The organism is Tepidicaulis marinus (genome assembly GCF_000739695.1).
In the GTDB taxonomy this organism is placed as follows: domain Bacteria; phylum Pseudomonadota; class Alphaproteobacteria; order Parvibaculales; family Parvibaculaceae; genus Tepidicaulis; species Tepidicaulis marinus.
Window position 1 is genome coordinate 71031 of the sequence record NZ_BBIO01000004.1, and the last position, 17885, is coordinate 88915.

The following is a 17885-nucleotide window of genomic DNA, read 5'->3' on the forward strand; positions in this document are numbered from 1 at the left end:
GGCCATCCCCTCTCCGGCCGGTCGCGCGGGGCCGTCTTGCGGCGCGTCTTTGCGCCCGCCAGTCAGCCTATTGTCGGCCCCGCATCGCCTCTTGTCATGCCCGGTCTGCCCTTAAGCGCCGGGTTTTCTGTGGATAGTTAGCTCAAAAGCGTGGCCGCGACCGAGGACCAGGTGAGCAGCATCCAGCCGAGCCCGGCAATCGAAATCAGGGCGGCGGTGTCCTGTGCCCAGGCTTTCCAGTTCTGGCGGCGTTCGTCGCGGTTCAGATCCGTGTACATGGCAGCTCCCCTTGAAGTGCTCCGGCGCTATTGCCGGTCCGTGGCCCGTGTTGGAAAGCAAATGTTCATGATTTGTTCTTTTCTGTCAACAAAAAGTTTCCGCCCGGCAAAGGGTTAAGAAAACGGCAGAAAAGCTAAGGTTTTAGAAGGCGGCGTCAGAGGCTGTGATAGTGCTTGGCGATTTCCGCGCCCTCGCGGATCGCCCCGTCATGGATCAGCACCAGCCGGTCCATCTGCCCCGCAAGATCGAGGTTATGGGTGGCGATAAGCGCCGCCGCGCCCTCCGTCCGCGTCACGTCCAGAAGCTCGGCGAAAACGGCGCGGGAGGTGCCGGGATCGAGATTGCCCGTCGGCTCGTCCGCCAAAACGACCTTGGGATGATTGGCAAGCGCCCGGGCAATGGCAACGCGCTGCTGCTCGCCGCCCGAAAGCTCCGGCGGGCGGTGGGTAAGCCGCGCACCGAGGCCGAATTTAGAGAGCAGCCGCTCGGCTTCCTGCATCGAGCTTGCCTTGGAATAACCGGCGATCATATGCGGCAGCGCCACGTTTTCCTGCGCGGTGAATTCAGGCAGCAGATTGTGGAACTGATAGACGAAACCGATATCGGCGCGGCGCACCGCCGTGCGCCCGGCATCATCGAGCGCGGTACAGTCCCGCCCGCCGATTTCAACGCTGCCCCCGGTCGGCCGCTCAAGCAGCCCGGCAATATGCAAAAGCGAGGATTTGCCTGCGCCTGAATGGCCGACAAGGGCCACCATTTCGCCTTCGCGCACTTCGAGATCGAGATCCTCGAAAACCCGTAGCGTTGCCCCGCCCTGTTCGTAAATCCGGGCAACCTTTTCCAGCCTCAGCGCCACACGCGCAATCGCTTCACTCATAGCGCAGCGCCTCCACCGGATCGAGGGAAGCGGCCCGCCAGGAGGGATAAAGCGTCGCCACCACCGAAAGGAAGAGCGACATGCCCACCACGGCCATCACCTCGCCCGGCTCCACCACCGCAGGCAGGCGCGAGAGGAAATAGATTTCCGGCGAGAAAAGCTCCGTGCCCAGGAGATTGGAGAGGCCCTGGCGCAGATTTTCGATATTCAGGCAGAAGACGAGGCCGAGCACGAAACCGGCCAGCGTGCCGCTTACCCCGATGCTCGCCCCGGTGATGAAGAAGACCCGCATCACCGAACCGCGCGAGGCGCCCATGGTCCGCAGCACCGCAATGTCGCGCCCCTTGTCCTTCACCAGCATGATGAGGCCCGAGACGATGTTGAGCGAGGCAACGAGCAGAATGAGCGTCAGGATCAGGAACATGACATTCCGCTCCACCTGCAGCGCGCTGAAAAAGCTCTGGTTGAGCTGCTGCCAGGTATAGACCTGCAAGGAGGGCCCGGCGGCCTGGGAAACGGGCAGGATGAAGTCGCGCACCTCGTCCGGGTTCTCGATCTTCACCTCGATAGCGGTCACGGCGCCCTCGCCGGTCTTAAAATAGCTCTGGGCATCGGCCAGCGGCATGAAAATGAAGCTCGCATCATATTCCGACATGCCGACTTCGAACACGGCCTTGATCGGATAGGAACGCACGCGCGGGGCGGTGCCGAACGGCGTTGCCGCGCCGCGCGGGGAAAGCAGCGTCACATTGTCCCCAAGCCTCAGCCCCAGCGAGCGGGCAAGGCGCGAGCCGATGGCAACGCCGCCGCCCTCATCGAAACCGTCGAGCGAGCCGGCCAGAATGCCGCCTGAAACGGGGCCGAGCGCCTTCAGGTCCTCCTCGCGGATACCGCGCACCAGCGCGCCGCTGCCGCCATTCGCGCTTGAGGCCATAACCTGGCCTTCAACGAGCGGGCTGACATAAGTGACCCCGTCCACTTGACGGATCGATGCAACGCGTTCATCGAAGTCACTGATATCACTTACATAACCGCGCACCATCATATGGCCGTTCAGGCCCAGGATCTTGCCCAGAAGCTCGATGCGGAAGCCGTTCATCACGGACATGACGATAATCAGCGTCGCCACGCCCAGCATGATGCCGACAAAGGAAAACCCGGCAATGACGGAGATGAAGCCTTCCCGGCGCCGGGCGCGCAGATAGCGCAGCGAGAGCAGCCACTCGAAGGGAGAAAACGGCGCGGTCGCCTGTTTTTTCAGCGCCTCACCCATGCCGTTTTCCGCCTCCTGCATTCCCGCTCCTCACGTAATACTTTAAGACCCGGCTGCTTACTCAGCCGATCAGCTTTTTGACAGCCGCATCCGCGCTCAGCTCCTCGCGGTTGCCGGTGGCGCGTTCTTTCAGCTCGACCACACCGTTCTTGAGACCGCGCGGCCCCACCACAAGCTGCCAGGGCAGGCCGATCAGGTCCATGCCGGAGAACTTGGCGCCCGCCCGCTCGTCCCGGTCATCGTAGAGCACCTCGACACCGGCCTTCGTCAGCGTCGCATAGAGCTTGGCGCAAGCGGCATCCGTGTCCGCATCGCCCGATTTCAGATTGATGAGCCCCACTTTGAAAGGCGCCACGCTTTCCGGCCAGATGATTCCATCCTCATCATGGGAAGCTTCAATGATGGCGCCAAGAAGGCGGGACACACCAATGCCGTAGGAGCCCATCTGCACCGGCACATCCTTGCCGTCGGGCCCGGCAACAAGCGCGCCGAGGGGCTCGGAATATTTCGTGCCGAAGAAGAAGATATGTCCCACCTCGATGCCGCGGGCGGACAGGCGGTTGCCCTCCGGCACATCCGCCTCGAATTTCGCCGCATCGTGCTTTTCATCGGTCGCGGCATAAAGCGAGGTGCGCTGCTCGATGACCGGCGTGAGATCGGCCTCGTAGTCCACCTCATCACCGGGCGCGGGCATATCCACCAATGTGCGGTCGCAGAAAACCTCGGATTCGCCCGTTTCCGCCAGAATGATGAATTCGTGGCTCATATCCCCGCCGATGGGGCCCGTATCGGCGGCCATGGGAATGGCCTTCAGGCCCATGCGCGAGAAGGCGCGCAGATAAGAGATAAACATCTTCTGGTAGGACCGGCGCGCCGCCGCTTCATCCAAATCGAAGGAATAAGCGTCCTTCATCAGGAACTCTCGCCCCCGCATGACGCCGAAGCGCGGGCGGATCTCATCCCGGAACTTCCACTGGATATGATAGAGATTGCGCGGCAGATCGCGGTAGCTCTTCACCTCCCGGCGGAAGATATCCGTGATCATTTCCTCGTTCGTCGGCCCGTAGAGCATCTCGCGCTCATGGCGGTCCTGAATGCGCAGCATCTCCTTGCCGTAGCTGTCATAGCGGCCCGACTGGCGCCAGAGATCGGCCGATTGCAGTGTCGGCATCAAAAGCTCGATCGCCCCTGCCCGGTCCATTTCCTCGCGCACGATCTGCTCGATCTTTTTCAGCACCCGGTGGCCGAGCGGCAGCCAAGCATAGATGCCGGCGCTCGTCTGGCGGATCATGCCGGCGCGCAGCATCAGCCGGTGCGAGACGATCTGCGCTTCGGCGGGATTTTCTTTCAAGGTGGGCAGGAAATAATTGGAAAGGCGCATGAGTTCTGACTGACCGGTTGGAGGGAGGCGGGCCCGCGCGGCAGCCGCGCGGCAAGTGGGCAAGTATTAGGGGCTAGACCGGCTTGAGGCAATGGGGCAAAGGCCGCCCTAAGCGGGTTGCTGACAGCCGGTATCCGCCGTCAATCAACCACGATCTCTGGCCCTTCTTGCGCCAGCGTGCCGCCGGAGGCGAGCTGCTCGGCTTTCAGCCGCGTGAGATAAGCCCGCATATCGACATCCGGCGGGGATTTGACGCCCCGGCCCGTATAGACCTCATGCGGCCCCGCCTCGAGTTCGGCGGGCGTATAATCCATGGAAACGTCATAGGTCCGGTCGATCTGGTTGCGCAAAAAGCGCTGGGCTTCGTACCAGCGCTGCTTGGCCGGCCCATCCGGGCAGGAGGAAAGCTCCTCGGCGCTTTGCGCGCCCCAGCGCCGCTCGACACATTGATAAGGATCGAAGGAAAGATCGAAGAGCCGGTTCATTACGTCTTCGGTGCTCAAGGTCACTGGCTTGCCGTTGGTGCGGATATAGGTGGTCTTGCAGCTTTCGCTCTGCGCCTCGAAAGCGGCGATGAGATCGCCTGCCAGGTCATTCCCCTCATAAGACACCGTGCTCACGCCCTGGCGGTGCATTTTCACCATGGCCTCGATCTGGTCGCGCATCTCCTTGAAGGAGGTTTTGAGGCGGGCATCGCGGGAAGGCGTCGAATAAAGCTCCCAATAGCCGTAGGTGCCGTAAATATTTTCCGGCAGGCGCGCGGGCGCCTCCATGCGGTGGATATTGTTCATCAGCGCCTGCTCGACCGCGTCTTTGCGCGCGCGGATGTCGTAGCAAAGCGAGCGCATCATGGCCTGCATCTCGCTGACCGGGTTCAGCGTCAGATCGCCCTTGGCCATGACCGAGCGGATATAATGGTAATAATCGAGCTCCTCGCCCTTATGGACGAACGTGGCATTGCGCCAATTGCCGCTCGGATTGGTCTCAGTACCCAGATATTGCTCAAGGGAAAAGTCTTCGAGCTCGCTATTCAGCGGCGCTTCGATATGCCCGCCCACATAAGTCCCGTCAGCCCGGCGCGTCGCCCCCACAAGGCGCTGGGGACGCCAGTTCTTGAAATTCGTGCCGAGCTCCGGCTTCGTGCGCAGGAAGTTGCGCCCGTAAAAAGAGCGGGAGACGGAATTGTCCGGGTGGGCGGAGATATTGAGAATGCGCCCGTCATCTTCCACCCGCCAGACCATGGCGACATGGCCGTTCACATCGTAAAGCACCGTGCCGGGGCGGATGCTCTCTCGGGTGATTTCGGGCGAATAAAAGTCGGTGAAATTCTGCGCGTCATCCGCGTCCGCATGATGGCGGTACATGGCGGTGGAAACCGCATTGCGCATCTCCACGATGAGCGGCAGCGCGGGCACGCCCTGCGCCGTTGCCGGCACGGTCTTTCTTGCCGTGACGCGGTTGCCGTTCGAGGTGTAGCGGATATCGGAGAAATAGCCGGTCGTGGAGTTCACACCGATCGCATAGGAAAACGGCAGCCCGTTCTTCCAGGCATAATAGGCGCGCAGTACATAAGGAAAGTCCGCGCAGTCTGAGCGGAAGCGCAGGCCCCGTGGGTCGGTGCTACGGTAAGGGTTCGCCGGGCTTCGCAGGCACTCATCCACCGTCCAGCAATCGGCAGCGCCAAGCGCCTCGACGAATTCGCTGAAGCCTCTCTCGTCCGCCGGGGACCATTCGGTCTTCGTGATCTTCCAATTATAGGAGCGGGCCGCCGCCTCGCCGGGGCCGCCCAAGGCGCCGCCCAGAAGAAGCGCGCCGCTCAACGCGGCTAATCCCGCCATGCGCGCCAATCTTTGGCTAAGACTTCTGGCCCCTTGCCCGCCTGATTTTTCCGGTCCTGCCTGCCCGGCCCTTCTGGCCGCGGCGATGCCTGTCGCGCGCATGATGCCCCCGCATGTGATGTGCAGGCAGGGTGCGAGGCTCACTGTCCCAAGTCAAGACAGTGGCTGCCGGTCAGGGCGGGCGGTGAAAACGATTATTTCTTGGCGTTGCGGGCCGCACACGCCGCATAAAGAGCCTTTTCGTGCAGCCAGACCATTTCCTCGCCATCGAGCAGGACTTTGCCCGTCTCCGGCTCATAGGTAATGGTGGCGACAGGCAGACCGGTCTGGCCTTTATATTTATCGGACAGGCTTTCCGGCGTGATTTCCACGTCGAACTGATAGATCGGCCGCAGGCTGTAAGATGACGGGTTCAGATCGGCGCTCGCCACCTGCTTGCCCGTGGTGCTGACGCCCGGCTGATAGGCCACATTGGCCGCCGGCACATGCTCCGTGACCAGAGCGCAGGCCGGATCGCTGATTTCAACGATTTCAGGGCGTGTACGTGAAGCTTCCAATTTACTGGCGCTAACGCCAGGTTCCGTGGAAGTGCCATCTCCTTGGGAGACCATGCCAGCGAATAGGATCGCGGCGAGCTGTGCTTGTCCGTTCATCATCCCCAGATTAATGCCGGTTCTTTAAAAAAGGCTTTGCCCCAGACGGCGCCTTTTCAAAAAGTATATGAAACACTTTCCGATAAAGCTAATCGATTCTGCCTGAACGGCAGATGAAAAGCCTCAGCGGCATATAAAAAAAGCCTAACGCGGGCGGGGACCGGGGGATATAAGTCAAAATGGCGCATGCTGATGATTTCCGCACATACTTTCAGATTTCTGCGCGCGGATCGGGCCTGCGGCAAGAGATAACAGCCGGTCTCACTACCTTTCTGACCATGGCCTATATCGTCGCCGTCAATCCGCTGATCCTGGCGGAGGCCGGTATGGACAAGAATGCGGTCTTCGTCGCCACTTGTCTTGCAGCTGCCTTCGGCTCCCTTTTAATGGGACTATATGCAAACTTGCCCATCGCCCAGGCGCCCGGCATGGGGCTCAACGCCTATTTCGCTTTCACCGTTGTACCCGCGCTGGGCGGCGACTGGCGCATCGCGCTCGGCTGTGTCTTTTTCTCCGGCCTCATCTTTCTGGCGCTTTCCGCCTCGCCTTTCCGCGAAAAGATGATCAACGCCATTCCCGCTTCCCAGAAACAGGCCATCGCAGCGGGGATCGGACTCTTTCTTGCTTTTATCGGGCTGCAGAATGCCGGGATCGTCACCGCCTCTCCGGCCACGCTCGTCAAGCTAGGCGATATGTCCCGGCCCGAAGTCTGGCTCGCAGCAGGCGGTTTTCTTGCCATGGGCGCACTTTATGCGCGCAAGCTGCCGGGCGCGGTGCTTGGCGTCATTCTGCTCCTCACGCTGATTGCCGGAACTACCGGGCTGAGCACGCCGGATGCGGGAGCGGATGGCGGCTTCATCTCCCTGCCGCCCTCGCTCCTGCCCACCTTCCTGGAGCTCGATTTGGCCGGCGCGCTTGGCGTGGGGCTCGTCACGGTCATCTTCGTCTTTCTGCTGGTCGATCTTCTGGACACAGCGGGCACGCTTGTCGCCGTCGCCGCCCGGGCCGGGTTCATCGACGGGCAAGGCCGCCTCATCGGCATGAAAAAGGCCATGATCGCGGATTCGGCGGCGACGTCCGTCGGCGCGCTGCTCGGCACCTCCACTACCACCTCCTATATCGAAAGCACCTCGGGCATCGAGGCGGGCGGGCGCACCGGCCTCACCGCCATCGTCACGGGCCTTGCCTTTCTGGCCTGCCTCTTCTTCGCGCCCCTGATCGGGGCAGTGCCGGGCTTTGCAACAGCCCCCGCCCTCATTCTCGTCGCCTGCCTGATGATGCAGGGCCTCGGGAAAGTCGATTGGGGCGAGACGAGCGAAGCTATTCCCGCCACCGTCACGCTGATTGCTATTCCCCTCACCTTTTCCATCGCGACGGGGATCGGGCTCGGGATCATCACCTATGCCGCGCTCAAGGCGCTGACGGGGCAGGCCCGGCAGGTCCATCCCGTCCTTTGGGGGCTGGCCGCGGCCTTCGCCATCAAGCTCGCCGTGGCATAAACTTACGCTGACACCCCTGTAAGTATGCCGCTTATTACCCGGAAAGTGTCATAGTTCTTTAAAAATTGCGTAGACACACTCTGCACCCCTCCATATACTCCCGGCATACAAAAAGGGGCCTGCCAAAGAGCAGTCCAAGTTTAGGGAGGAGAACACCCGGCACGAAACAAAAGTTTCGTCCCTCTTCTGAGGCCCGGGTGGGCGAGTGACTGGAGCAAGGCGCGGTATCCGCAGCCTTGCTTTCTTTTTTTGGGCGACACGTGTCTGCCAATTTCCGAAAATCTAGAGCAGCACCGCCCCGGCCAGCGCCGCCGCCGCCACGACCAGCCATTGCGGCACTTTGGCGAAATAAAGCGCGCCGAGACCGCCAATGGCGATGAGCGCTGCAGGCAGGCTCTTTACCCCTTCCAGAAGCACCGGGTCGTAAAAGGCCGCTGCCAGCAGGCCGACAACCGCCGCATTCACCCCGGCAAGCCCCCGGCGCAGCGCCGCATTCTCCCGCAGCCCCGCCCAGAACGGCAGAACGCCGAGCAACAACAAGGCGGAAGGCAGGAATATCGCGATAAGCGCCAGCGCCGCCCCGAGCGGGCCGGTAACCGCCCCTTCCGAGGCATATCCCAGAAACGCGGCGAAGGTGAAAAGCGGGCCCGGCACCGCCTGAGCCGCGCCATAACCCGCCAGAAAATCCGCCTCGCTCACAAAGCCGGTCGAGACCATCTCGCTTTGGAGAAGCGGCAGCACCACATGGCCGCCGCCAAAGACGAGAGAGCCTGCCCGGTAGAACTTGTCGATCAGCGCCGCCGCAGGGCCGCCCTCGATGGCCGCGAGCGGCAGAAGCGCCAGCAGCGCGGCAAAGGCGGCAAGGGCGGCGAGCGCCCCTTTGCGCGGCAGGGTATTGAGCACGCCCGGCGCCTCCCCCGCGCCATTCGAGTCTTCCTTAAGGAAAAGCCAGCCCAGCGCTCCGCCCCCAAGAAGTACCAGGACGGGGGTCATGGGATGGGGCGCGAGGACCAGCGGAAAGAAGCCAAGGATGGCAAGCGCGCCGCGCGGCAGATCCGGCGTCAGGCTTTTTGCCATGCCGATCAGCGCCTGGGCGACGACGGCGGCAGCGGCCGCTTTCAGCCCGAGGAGCCAGCCCGTCTCGGCCGAAGGCTGCAGCACGGCAAGCCCGGCAGCGAACCCGGCAAGCAGAAGCGCGGAGGGAAGTGTGAAGGCGGTCCAGGCCGCCGCCATGCCGGGAAGGCCGGCCCGGTGCAGGCCGATTCCCATGCCCACCTGGCTGGAGGCCGGGCCCGGCAGCACCTGGCAGAGCGCCACGAGATCGGCGTAAGCCGCCTCGCTCAGCCAGGCGCGCCGCGAAACGAATGCCTCACGGAAATAGCCCAGATGCGCCACAGGCCCGCCAAAGCTGGTGAGCCCCAAAACCAGAAATGCTTTGAAAACGTCCCAGGCGCTGCCTTGCGCTTGGGGTCCTGCCGCCCCTTCTGCCGCCATCTTCCCTCGCCGCTTTTATCCCTCTTGATAAGGCCCCAAGTATGACAGGCACATCACAGAGCGGGGATAAGTCTCTAGCGCACCGGTTCGAATTTCGGGAAGAAGGGAATGTCGTCCAGCGTCATGCCGGAATAATAAAGCAGCCAATGAACGGCAAGATAGATCACGGCAGCGGCAATGGTCGTCGCGATCACCTTGCGCAGCAGAAGCGGCCTGACCGGCGCGCCGTCTTCGGTGCCGGGCACCGTCTGCCCCATTTCCCCTTGCGAGCGCACGCCCCAGGGAAGCACGGCAAACAGCACCAGCCACCAGATCACCGCGTAAATGGCGGCAGCTTGAATGAAATCGGTCAGGCTCATTCCTACGTCCTTAAACCTGCTCCAGCTCGATCAAGGTGCCGTTGAAATCCTTCGGGTGAAGGAAGATCACGGGCTTGCCATGGGCGCCGATTTTCGGCTCGCCCGTGCCGGTGATGGTCGCGCCTTTTTCGCGCATCTGATCGCGGGCGGCCATGATGTCTTCCACTTCGTAGCAGACGTGATGGATGCCGCCTTTCGGGTTTTTCTTCAGATAGCTGAGGATCGGAGAATCGTCTCCCAGCGGCTCCAGCAATTCGATCTTGGTGTTTTCCAGTTCGACGAAAACGGTCGTCACGCCGTGGTCCGGCTGCGGCACGGCCTCGGACACTTTCGCGCCCAACGTGTCGCGGTAAACGGCGGCGGCTTCTTCCATATTGGGAACGGCGATCGCTACATGGTTCAAACGGCCCAGCATCGAAACTCTCCTTCAGAACAGCAAATATGTGTTGCCGCAAAACTAGAGCGCTTGGCCTAAAGGGGCAAGCACAGGCTCTCAGACCCGCGTCACGATCACTTCGACGGCGGCCTTCTTTCCCCACTCCCGGCGGATCGCCCCGCGCACCGCCCGGCGCAAAAGCTCGGCGACCGCTGCGTCATCCTTGCGTTTGCGCAAGGGAAGCCTGTCCAGCACATCGTCGATGGCATCGAGCGCGCGTTCCTCGAAGGAAATGCCGCTGCCATCTTCCTCTGGCAGACCGAGAAGACGCACCTGCGGCTCGCCCAGCACCTTGCCCTGCCCGTCAAGGACCAGCGTGACGAAGACGGAACCGGCAAAAGCAAGTTTCCGGCGCTCCTGCACCGCCGGGTCCCAGGAAGGCATTAGAATGTCGCCATCGAGATAAAGCCGCCCATTCGGCGCTTCATCGATGATCTCCGCCGGGCCGGGCGCAAGGCGCAGCATCAGACCGTTTTTCAAAACCATGGCCTGCGGCACCTGCAGCTCGCGGGCAAGTTCGGCATGTTCAAGCAGATGCCGCGCCTCGCCATGCACCGGAACGGCGATTTCCGGTTTGATCCATTGATACATGCGCGCCAGTTCATCCCGGCACGGATGACCGGAGACGTGGACAAAATGATCCTTCTCCGTGATCACGCGGATGCCGCGTTCGGCCAGCAGGTTTTGAAGCTCATAAATTTCCACGTCATTGCCGGGGATCATCCGCGAGGAAAAGATCACCGTGTCGCCTTCCGACAAGGTGACATGGGGGTGGTTGTCCATCGCAATGCGCGCAAGGGCGGCGCGCGGCTCGCCCTGGCTGCCGGTGCAAAGATAAAGCACGTTTTCCGGCGGCAGATAGCCCGCCTCATCTTCCGGCACGATGGGCGGCAGGTTTTGCAAATATCCCGTCTTGCGCGCCGCTGTCGTCACGCGGTGCATGGCGCGCCCTGCGAGCACCACATGGCGCCCGCAGGCTTCCGCCGCGCGGATAACGCTTTCAAGGCGGGCAACATTCGAGGCGAAGGTCGTCACCGCCACACGGCCCTTCATATCCTTGATGAGTTCCGTCAGCCCCTTGGCGACATCGGCCTCCGAGCCGGATTCGCCCGGCGAGAAGACATTGGTGGAATCGCAGACCATCGCCCGCACGCCTTCCTGCCCAAGCTCCGTCAGCCGCTTGATATCGATATCGCCGCCGACCACGGGATCCGGATCGATCTTCCAGTCACCCGTATGCATGACAAGGCCGAGCGGCGTGCGGATGGCAAGCGCGTTGGGCTCAGGGATCGAATGGGTAAGCGTCACCAGCTCGATGTCGAAGGGGCCGAGCGTGAACCGGCTGCCGAGCTCCACGATCTTGAGCGGCACTTCCTGCTCGATGCCCGCCTCGATGAGCTTGGCTTTGACGAGTTCAGCGGTAAAAGGCGTCGCATAGACATCGCAGCGCAGCGATGGCCACAAATGGGCAACCGCGCCGATATGGTCTTCATGGCCGTGGGTAAGGACAATGCCGAGCAGGTCCTCCCGGCGCTCTTCGATGAAGGCCGGGTCCGCCATGATGACATCGATCCCCGGCGTGCGCAGATCCGAGAACGTGACGCCGAGATCGACCATCATCCATTTGCGTGCGTCCGGCGGACCGAACCCATAAAGATTGAGGTTCATACCGATCTCGCCGGTGCCGCCCAGCGGCAGGAAGACCAGTTCGTTCGCCTCGCTCATACCCGTACCATCTGCCATGAACCGATCTTACCTTGTCCCGAAAAAGACGTCGCCCGCAGAAATAGCCCTTTCAGCGCCCGTGTCGAGCCTGAGGCGCAGCGCCCCGTCCTCATCAAGGCCGATGAAAGTGCCCGTCACCGTTTCTTCCGGCAGGCGCGCGGTGATGGTGCCGCCAAGCCCTGCGGCCCGCGCGGCCCAGGCATCGCGCAAAGGCTTGAACCCCTCCGGGCCTTGCCAGATTTTCAGCCATTTATCGAAGGCGTGGGCAAGAACCGCAACCGCCTCGCGCGGGCTGACCTGCTGCCCCGTTTCCGCCGCAAGCGAAGTGGCTGGAAATTCCGTGCCCTCAGGGAACTCAGCGAGGTTGAGGCCGATGCCGACGGCAAGCCAGCTTACCTCACCGCTCCCCTGCGTCGCGCTTTCCAGAAGGATGCCGCTTGCCTTCTTGCCGCCCAGCAAAAGGTCGTTCGGCCATTTGAGGCGGATGATATCGCTGAAGGCAGGCCCCGCGATAGCGGAGGCGGTATCATGCAGCGCCAGCCCCGCGACGAAAGAAAGCTCGCCCGCCTTGGCCGGGCTGCAGCGCGGCTGCAGATAAAGCGTGCACATCAGATTGCCCGAAGGCGAAGCCCAGGCCCGCCCGCGCCGCCCGCGCCCGGCAGTTTGCCGTTCGGCGACGATCCAGACAGGCCCCTGCTCGCCCTGCTCTCCCATCCGCCGCGCCTGCGAATTCGTGCTGTCCAGTTCCTCGAACCAGGCCAGCCTATATCCTTGCGGCAGAGCGGGTCCGTCCATCTATGGCAGCAATGCCCCGGCAGCGGCCTGCGCAAGCGCGATGAGCGGCGCCGGATAAACGAAGAAGAAGAGCGTGACAATGCTGGACGCCCCGAGCACCACGCGCAGCTCACTTGCAAGCGGCGCCTCGAATGGTTGCGCCGGTTCGTCGAAATAGATCACCTTCACCACACGCAGGTAATAGAAGGCGCCGACGACGCTCGAGAGCACGCCGATCACGGCCAGCGTATAAAGCCCGGCCTCGATGGCGGAGAGGAAGACGAAATATTTCGCAAAGAACCCGGCAAGCGGCGGCACGCCGGCGAGCGAGAACATCAGCATGGAAAAGAGGAAGGCCAGCACCGGCTGATGGCGCGAGAGGCCCGCCAGGTCCGCGATATCCTCCACCATGCCTTCTTCCTTGCGGCGCATCGCCAGGATGCAGCAGAAAACACCGAGATTCATGACGAGATAGATCGTCAGATAAATGATGATCCCGCGTACGCCCTCTTCCGTGCCCGCAGCAAGGCCCACCAGCGCATAGCCCATATGGCCGATGGAGGAATAGGCCATAAGCCGCTTGATATTGGTCTGACCGATGGCGGCGAAAGCGCCGAGCAGCATGGAGGCGATGGAAATGAAGACCACGATCTGGCGCCACTCAGCGCTCGCATCGGGGAAAGCCCCCATCATCACGCGGATGAAAAGCGCCATGGCCGCGATCTTGGGCGCGGAGGCAAAGAAGGCCGTAACCGGCGTCGGCGCGCCTTCATAAACGTCCGGCGTCCACATATGGAAGGGCACGGCGGAAACCTTGAAGGCCAGCGCCGCCAGAATGAAGACAAGGCCGAAGATGAGGCCGAGCGACATGCCCTCAGTGCGGATGATGCCTGCAATGAGATCGAAATTCGTCGTGCCGGTGAAGCCGTAAACGAGCGAGGCGCCATAAAGCATCATGCCGGAGGCGAGCGCGCCGAGAACGAAATATTTCAGGCCCGCTTCCGTCGAGCGCGCGGAATCGCGGTTGAAGGCGGCGATGATGTAAAGCGAGAGCGACTGCAGCTCGAGGCCGACATAGAGCGAGATGAGATCGTTCGCCGACACCATCATCAACATGCCCAGTGTCGCCAGCACGATCAGCACCGGAAACTCGAACCGGTCCATATTTTCCCGGCGGATGAAATTATAGGACATGACGATGGCGCCCGCCGAACCGATCAGCACCAGCACTTTCATGAACTTGCCGAAGCCATCCGTCACGAAACTGCCGCCGAAAGTCAGGACGCGGCTGTCGGGCTGGCCGATCACCACGATGGCAGCGACGGCGAAAAGCAGCACCGCGCCGATGCTGGCAAGGCGCGTGGTGCTGGCCTTGGTGTAAGCGCCAAGCATGAGCAGGCCCAAAGCGCCGACGGCCAGAATGATTTCAGCCAGCGCGGGGTTCAGATCGGGAACGGGCACGAGTGCGGTTTCCATATTTCTCTCTCAAACTCGGGCTATTGACCGCCCAGCAGGCCGGCAAGGTTGGTGAACCCTGTGGTGCCGCCCGCGGCCGTAAATGTTTCCAGCGCTTCTTCGTAACCGGCGATCAGGTTTTCCACCGACACGGCGGTGACGTCCATAATCGGGGCCGGATAAACACCGAAGAAGATGGTCGTGACGACAAGCGGCGCGAGGGTCAGAACCTCCCTGCGGTTCAGATCCATGATGTTTTTCAGCGTCTCTTTTTCCAGCTCGCCGAAAATCACCCGGCGGTAGAGAAAGAGCGCATAGCAGGCCGCCAGAATGACGCCGAGCGCGGCAACGGAGGCAACGCGCGTGTCCACCTGGAACGTGCCGACAATGGTCAGGAATTCACCGACGAAACCGCTGGTGCCCGGCAGGCCCACATTCGCCATGGTGAAGAGCATGAAGGCAAAGGCATAGAGCGGCATGCGCTGCACGAGGCCGCCATAAGCGGCGATCTCACGCGTATGCATCCGGTCGTAAATCACGCCGACGCAAAGGAAGAGCGCGCCCGACACCCAGCCATGGCTCAGCATCTGGAAGATACCGCCCTGCACGCCCTGCTCATTCATCGCGAAAATGCCCATCGTCACGAAGCCCATATGAGCGACGGAGGAATAAGCGATGAGCTTCTTGATATCCTCCTGCACCAGCGCGACAAGCGAGGTGTAAACGATGGCGATGATCGAGAGCGTGAAGACCAGCGGCGCAAAGAGGTCCGAGGCGATGGGGAACATCGGCAGCGAGAAACGCAGGAAGCCGTAGCCGCCCATCTTCAAAAGAATGCCCGCCAGAATGACCGAGCCCGCGGTCGGCGCTTCCACGTGCGCGTCGGGCAGCCAGGTATGGACCGGCCACATCGGCATCTTCACCGCGAAAGACGCGAAGAACGCAAGCCAGAGCCAATATTGCATCCCGTAAGGGAAGTCATAGGCCAGCAGCGTCGGAATATCGGTCGTGCCCGCCTGCCAGTACATCGCCATGATGGCGAGCAGCATCAGCACGGAGCCGGCAAACGTATAAAGGAAGAACTTGAAGCTCGCATAGACGCGGCGCGCCCCGCCCCAAACACCGATGATCAGGAACATCGGGATGAGACCGGCTTCGAAGAAGAGATAGAAGAGCACCAGGTCCAGCGCGCAGAAGACGCCGATCATCAGCGTTTCGAGCACCAGGAAGGCGATCATATATTCCTTCACCCGGTGCTGGATGGATTCCCAGCTGGCGAGGATGCAGAGCGGCATCAGGAACGTCGTCAGAATGACGAAGAGCATGGAGATGCCGTCGACACCCATATGATAGGTAACCGCGCCGCCCAGCCATTCGGCCTGTTCCACCATCTGGAAGTCGGCGGTGCTGGGATCGAAGCGCACCCAGATGATCAGGGAGACAAGAAACGTTCCGCACGTCACCCAGAGCGCGGCCCAGCGCACGTTCTGGTCGGACACTTCCGCCCGGCTCGGCACGAGCAGGATCAAGAGCGCGCCCAGCAGCGGCAGAAACGTTACGAGCGAAAGGATCGGAAACTGCCCGTCCAACATCAAAGCGCCCCTCCGAACATGAAGTAGGTGATGAGCGCGGCAACACCGAGCAGCATCGCAAATGCATAATGATAGAGATAGCCGGACTGCACCCGCACGACCCCGCGTGTGATGTCGGAGACGCGCGCGGCGATCCCGTCCGGCCCCATCCCGTCGATGATCCGCCCGTCACCCTGTTTCCAGAGCGTGCGGCCGAGGAAGAAGGCGGGACGCACGAAGATGAAGTCGTAAAGCTCGTCAAAGTACCACTTGTTGAGCAGGAACTTGTAGAGCGGCTCGTGGGTCTGCGCGAGTTCCTTGGGCAGATCCGGGCGGCGGATATAGAAATACCAGGAGACGGCGAAGCCGAGCACCATCGCCGCGAAAGGCGACCAGACGACCCAGCCCGGCACATGATGGAAGTGTTCCATCACCTCGTTGCCGCTGGCATGGCTGATCGTGCCTGCCCAGAAGTTGAGATAGGCATCGCCCACAAAGAAATTCGAGAACATCATCCCGGCGAAAATCGCGCCTGCCGCCAGAATGGCGAGCGGCACCCACATGACGGCGGGCGATTCATGCACATGCGAGAGCACTTCGTTCGACGCCCGGCTCTTGCCGTGGAAGGTCATGAAAATCAGACGCCAGGAATAGAAGGAAGTGAAGAGCGCGGCGACCACCAGCAGCGTGAAGGCATACATATGCGCGCTGGAGTGAGACGCGTAAGCTGCCTCGATGATCGCATCCTTGGAGAAGTAACCGGCGGTGAACGGGAAGCCGGTCAGCGCCAGGGTGCCGATGATCATCATGAAATAGGTAAGCGGAATGAGCTTATAAAGCCCGCCCATCTTGCGCATGTCCTGCTCGTCCGACATGGCGTGGATGACGGAGCCCGAGCCGAGGAAGAGCAGCGCCTTGAAGAAGGCATGCGTGAAGAGATGGAACATGGCCGCTTCATAAGCGCCGATCCCGGCAGCGGCGAACATGTAGCCGAGCTGCGAACAGGTCGAATAGGCGATGACGCGCTTGATGTCGTTCTGCACGAGGCCGACCGTCGCTGCGAAGAACGCGGTCGTTGCGCCCACCACGGTCACGAAGGCCAGCGCGTCCGGCGAATATTCGAAAACCGGCGACATGCGGCAAACGAGGAAGACGCCCGCCGTCACCATGGTCGCGGCATGAATGAGCGCGGAGACCGGGGTCGGACCTTCCATCGCGTCCGGCAGCCAGGTGTGGAGCAGGAACTGCGCCGACTTGCCCATGGCGCCCATGAAAAGCAGTAGCGCGATGGTGGTCACGACCGGCACGTCATAACCGAGGAAGCGGAACGTATCGCCCGCCATATCCGGGATCGCGGCAAAAATCGCATCGAATTCCACCGAACCCACCATCAAGAAGACGGTGGAAATACCGAGCAGCAGACCGAAATCGCCCACCCGGTTGACCACGAAGGCCTTGATCGCGGCAGCATTGGCGCTCGGGCGCTTGTACCAGAAGCCGATGAGAAGATAGGAGGCAAGGCCCACCCCTTCCCAGCCGAAGAAGAGCTGGATGAGGTTGTCTGCCGTCACCAGCATCAGCATGGCGAAGGTAAAGAGCGACAGATAGGCGAAGAAGCGCGGCTGATGCGGATCGTGGCTCATATAGCCGACGGAATAGATATGCACGAGCGAGGAGACGGAGGTCACGACCACCAGCATCACGGCGGTCAGCGTATCGATGCGCAAACGCCAATCGGCTTCCAGCGCGCCGCTATCGATCCAGCTGAGCACCTGCACCGTTTCGGCATTGCCCTGCAGTGCCACGGAGACGAAAGCCACCCAGGACAGGATCGCGGAAATGACGAGCAGACCCGAGGTGATCACCTGCGAGGCTTTGACGCCGATCTGACGGCCGAAAAGGCCGGCAATGAGACACCCGATAAGAGGCAGAAACACAATCGCGGAATACATCGGGTCAGCCTTTCAGAACGTTGATGTCTTCAACGGCAATGGAGCCGCGATTGCGGAAGTAGATAACGAGGATCGCCAGGCCGATCGCCGCCTCGCCTGCCGCGACGGTCAGCACCAGAAGCGCGAAAACCTGCCCCACCAGATCGCCCAGATGGGTGGAGAACGCCACCAGGTTGATGTTCACCGCCAGCAGCATCAGTTCGATCGACATCAAAATGATGATGACGTTCTTCCTGTTCAGGAAGATCCCGAAAATGCCGAGCGTGAACAGAATGGCTGCCACGATCAGATAATGTGCGAGGCCGATTTCCATCAGCGC

General features: G+C 61.6%; 16 protein-coding genes. 1 reads left to right on the top strand and 15 read right to left on the bottom strand.

Going from position 1 to position 17885, the window contains the following annotated elements; translation table 11 throughout:
- Positions 1-137 precede the first annotated feature (137 nt).
- From M2A_RS17955 to M2A_RS05245, 6 genes are all read right to left on the bottom strand, one after another.
- A complete protein-coding gene (locus M2A_RS17955; RefSeq protein ID WP_156101674.1) occupies positions 138-278 on the bottom strand; it encodes a hypothetical protein in 141 nt (46 codons plus the stop codon).
- 155 nt (positions 279-433) lie between these two features.
- On the bottom strand, positions 434-1156 hold the full coding sequence (locus tag M2A_RS05225) for an ABC transporter ATP-binding protein (protein WP_045443987.1): 723 nt from the start codon (positions 1154-1156) through the stop codon (positions 434-436).
- Positions 1149-2450: a lipoprotein-releasing ABC transporter permease subunit gene (locus M2A_RS05230; RefSeq protein ID WP_439645654.1), complete on the bottom strand. Its 1302-nt coding sequence runs from the start codon at positions 2448-2450 to the stop codon at positions 1149-1151. The genes M2A_RS05225 and M2A_RS05230 overlap by 8 nt, the downstream gene beginning before the upstream one ends.
- A 40-nt stretch (positions 2451-2490) precedes the next feature.
- Positions 2491-3810, bottom strand: coding sequence for a proline--tRNA ligase (gene proS, locus M2A_RS05235; protein ID WP_045443991.1), 1320 nt, complete (start codon positions 3808-3810; stop codon positions 2491-2493).
- 140 nt (positions 3811-3950) lie between these two features.
- On the bottom strand, positions 3951-5648 hold the full coding sequence (locus M2A_RS05240) for a hypothetical protein (RefSeq protein ID WP_156101675.1): 1698 nt from the start codon (positions 5646-5648) through the stop codon (positions 3951-3953).
- 194 nt (positions 5649-5842) lie between these two features.
- Positions 5843-6205 carry a hypothetical protein gene (locus tag M2A_RS05245; RefSeq protein WP_121878889.1) on the bottom strand — a complete coding sequence of 121 codons (363 nt, stop codon included), beginning with the start codon at positions 6203-6205 and terminating at the stop codon, positions 5843-5845.
- 275 nt (positions 6206-6480) lie between these two features.
- On the opposite strand from M2A_RS05245, the gene M2A_RS05250 reads away from it, so the two are divergent.
- Complete coding sequence (locus M2A_RS05250) at positions 6481-7800, top strand: NCS2 family permease (RefSeq protein ID WP_045443996.1); 1320 nt, start codon at positions 6481-6483, stop codon at positions 7798-7800.
- 282 nt (positions 7801-8082) lie between these two features.
- On the opposite strand, the gene chrA is transcribed toward M2A_RS05250, so the two are convergent.
- The 9 genes from chrA to nuoK all read right to left on the bottom strand — a co-directional run bounded on the left by chrA (position 8083) and on the right by nuoK (position 17879).
- Complete coding sequence (gene chrA / locus M2A_RS05255) at positions 8083-9294, bottom strand: chromate efflux transporter (protein WP_045443998.1); 1212 nt, start codon at positions 9292-9294, stop codon at positions 8083-8085.
- Positions 9295-9368: 74 nt separating this feature from the next.
- Entirely contained in the window at positions 9369-9653 is a 285-nt protein-coding gene (locus M2A_RS05260) for a DUF1467 family protein (RefSeq protein WP_045444000.1), read from the bottom strand.
- A 10-nt stretch (positions 9654-9663) separates the two neighbouring features.
- Positions 9664-10068, bottom strand: a complete 405-nt coding sequence (gene mce / locus M2A_RS05265; protein ID WP_045444002.1) for a methylmalonyl-CoA epimerase — start codon at positions 10066-10068, stop codon at positions 9664-9666.
- A gap of 78 nt (positions 10069-10146) precedes the next feature.
- Positions 10147-11814 carry a ribonuclease J gene (locus tag M2A_RS05270; RefSeq protein ID WP_045444004.1) on the bottom strand — a complete coding sequence of 556 codons (1668 nt, stop codon included), beginning with the start codon at positions 11812-11814 and terminating at the stop codon, positions 10147-10149.
- Positions 11815-11841: 27 nt separating this feature from the next.
- Positions 11842-12609, bottom strand: coding sequence for a biotin--[acetyl-CoA-carboxylase] ligase (locus M2A_RS05275; protein ID WP_045444007.1), 768 nt, complete (start codon positions 12607-12609; stop codon positions 11842-11844).
- A complete protein-coding gene (gene nuoN / locus M2A_RS05280) occupies positions 12610-14064 on the bottom strand; it encodes an NADH-quinone oxidoreductase subunit NuoN (RefSeq protein WP_045444010.1) in 1455 nt (484 codons plus the stop codon). It abuts the gene before it with no gap.
- 20 nt (positions 14065-14084) lie between these two features.
- Positions 14085-15635: an NADH-quinone oxidoreductase subunit M gene (locus M2A_RS05285; protein WP_045444013.1), complete on the bottom strand. Its 1551-nt coding sequence runs from the start codon at positions 15633-15635 to the stop codon at positions 14085-14087.
- Positions 15635-17566 carry an NADH-quinone oxidoreductase subunit L gene (nuoL, locus tag M2A_RS05290; RefSeq protein ID WP_045444016.1) on the bottom strand — a complete coding sequence of 644 codons (1932 nt, stop codon included), beginning with the start codon at positions 17564-17566 and terminating at the stop codon, positions 15635-15637. The genes M2A_RS05285 and nuoL overlap by 1 nt, the downstream gene beginning before the upstream one ends.
- A 4-nt stretch (positions 17567-17570) precedes the next feature.
- Positions 17571-17879, bottom strand: coding sequence for an NADH-quinone oxidoreductase subunit NuoK (nuoK, locus tag M2A_RS05295; protein ID WP_045444019.1), 309 nt, complete (start codon positions 17877-17879; stop codon positions 17571-17573).
- Positions 17880-17885 lie beyond the last annotated feature (6 nt).

Excerpts from the sequence above, each read along its gene's own strand:
- M2A_RS17955 (WP_156101674.1), bottom strand. The coding sequence starts at position 278 with ATGTACACGGATCTGAACCGCGACGAACGCCGCCAGAACTGGAAAGCC.
- M2A_RS05225 (WP_045443987.1), bottom strand. The coding sequence starts at position 1,156 with ATGAGTGAAGCGATTGCGCGTGTGGCGCTGAGGCTGGAAAAGGTTGCC.
- M2A_RS05230 (WP_439645654.1), bottom strand. The coding sequence starts at position 2,450 with ATGCAGGAGGCGGAAAACGGCATGGGTGAGGCGCTGAAAAAACAGGCG.
- proS (WP_045443991.1), bottom strand. The coding sequence starts at position 3,810 with ATGCGCCTTTCCAATTATTTCCTGCCCACCTTGAAAGAAAATCCCGCC.
- M2A_RS05240 (WP_156101675.1), bottom strand. The coding sequence starts at position 5,648 with ATGGCGGGATTAGCCGCGTTGAGCGGCGCGCTTCTTCTGGGCGGCGCC.
- M2A_RS05250 (WP_045443996.1), top strand. The coding sequence starts at position 6,481 with ATGGCGCATGCTGATGATTTCCGCACATACTTTCAGATTTCTGCGCGC.
- chrA (WP_045443998.1), bottom strand. The coding sequence starts at position 9,294 with ATGGCGGCAGAAGGGGCGGCAGGACCCCAAGCGCAAGGCAGCGCCTGG.
- M2A_RS05260 (WP_045444000.1), bottom strand. The coding sequence starts at position 9,653 with ATGAGCCTGACCGATTTCATTCAAGCTGCCGCCATTTACGCGGTGATC.
- mce (WP_045444002.1), bottom strand. The coding sequence starts at position 10,068 with ATGCTGGGCCGTTTGAACCATGTAGCGATCGCCGTTCCCAATATGGAA.
- M2A_RS05270 (WP_045444004.1), bottom strand. The coding sequence starts at position 11,814 with ATGAGCGAGGCGAACGAACTGGTCTTCCTGCCGCTGGGCGGCACCGGC.
- M2A_RS05275 (WP_045444007.1), bottom strand. The coding sequence starts at position 12,609 with ATGGACGGACCCGCTCTGCCGCAAGGATATAGGCTGGCCTGGTTCGAG.
- nuoN (WP_045444010.1), bottom strand. The coding sequence starts at position 14,064 with ATGGAAACCGCACTCGTGCCCGTTCCCGATCTGAACCCCGCGCTGGCT.
- M2A_RS05285 (WP_045444013.1), bottom strand. The coding sequence starts at position 15,635 with ATGTTGGACGGGCAGTTTCCGATCCTTTCGCTCGTAACGTTTCTGCCG.
- nuoL (WP_045444016.1), bottom strand. The coding sequence starts at position 17,566 with ATGTATTCCGCGATTGTGTTTCTGCCTCTTATCGGGTGTCTCATTGCC.
- nuoK (WP_045444019.1), bottom strand. The coding sequence starts at position 17,879 with ATGGAAATCGGCCTCGCACATTATCTGATCGTGGCAGCCATTCTGTTC.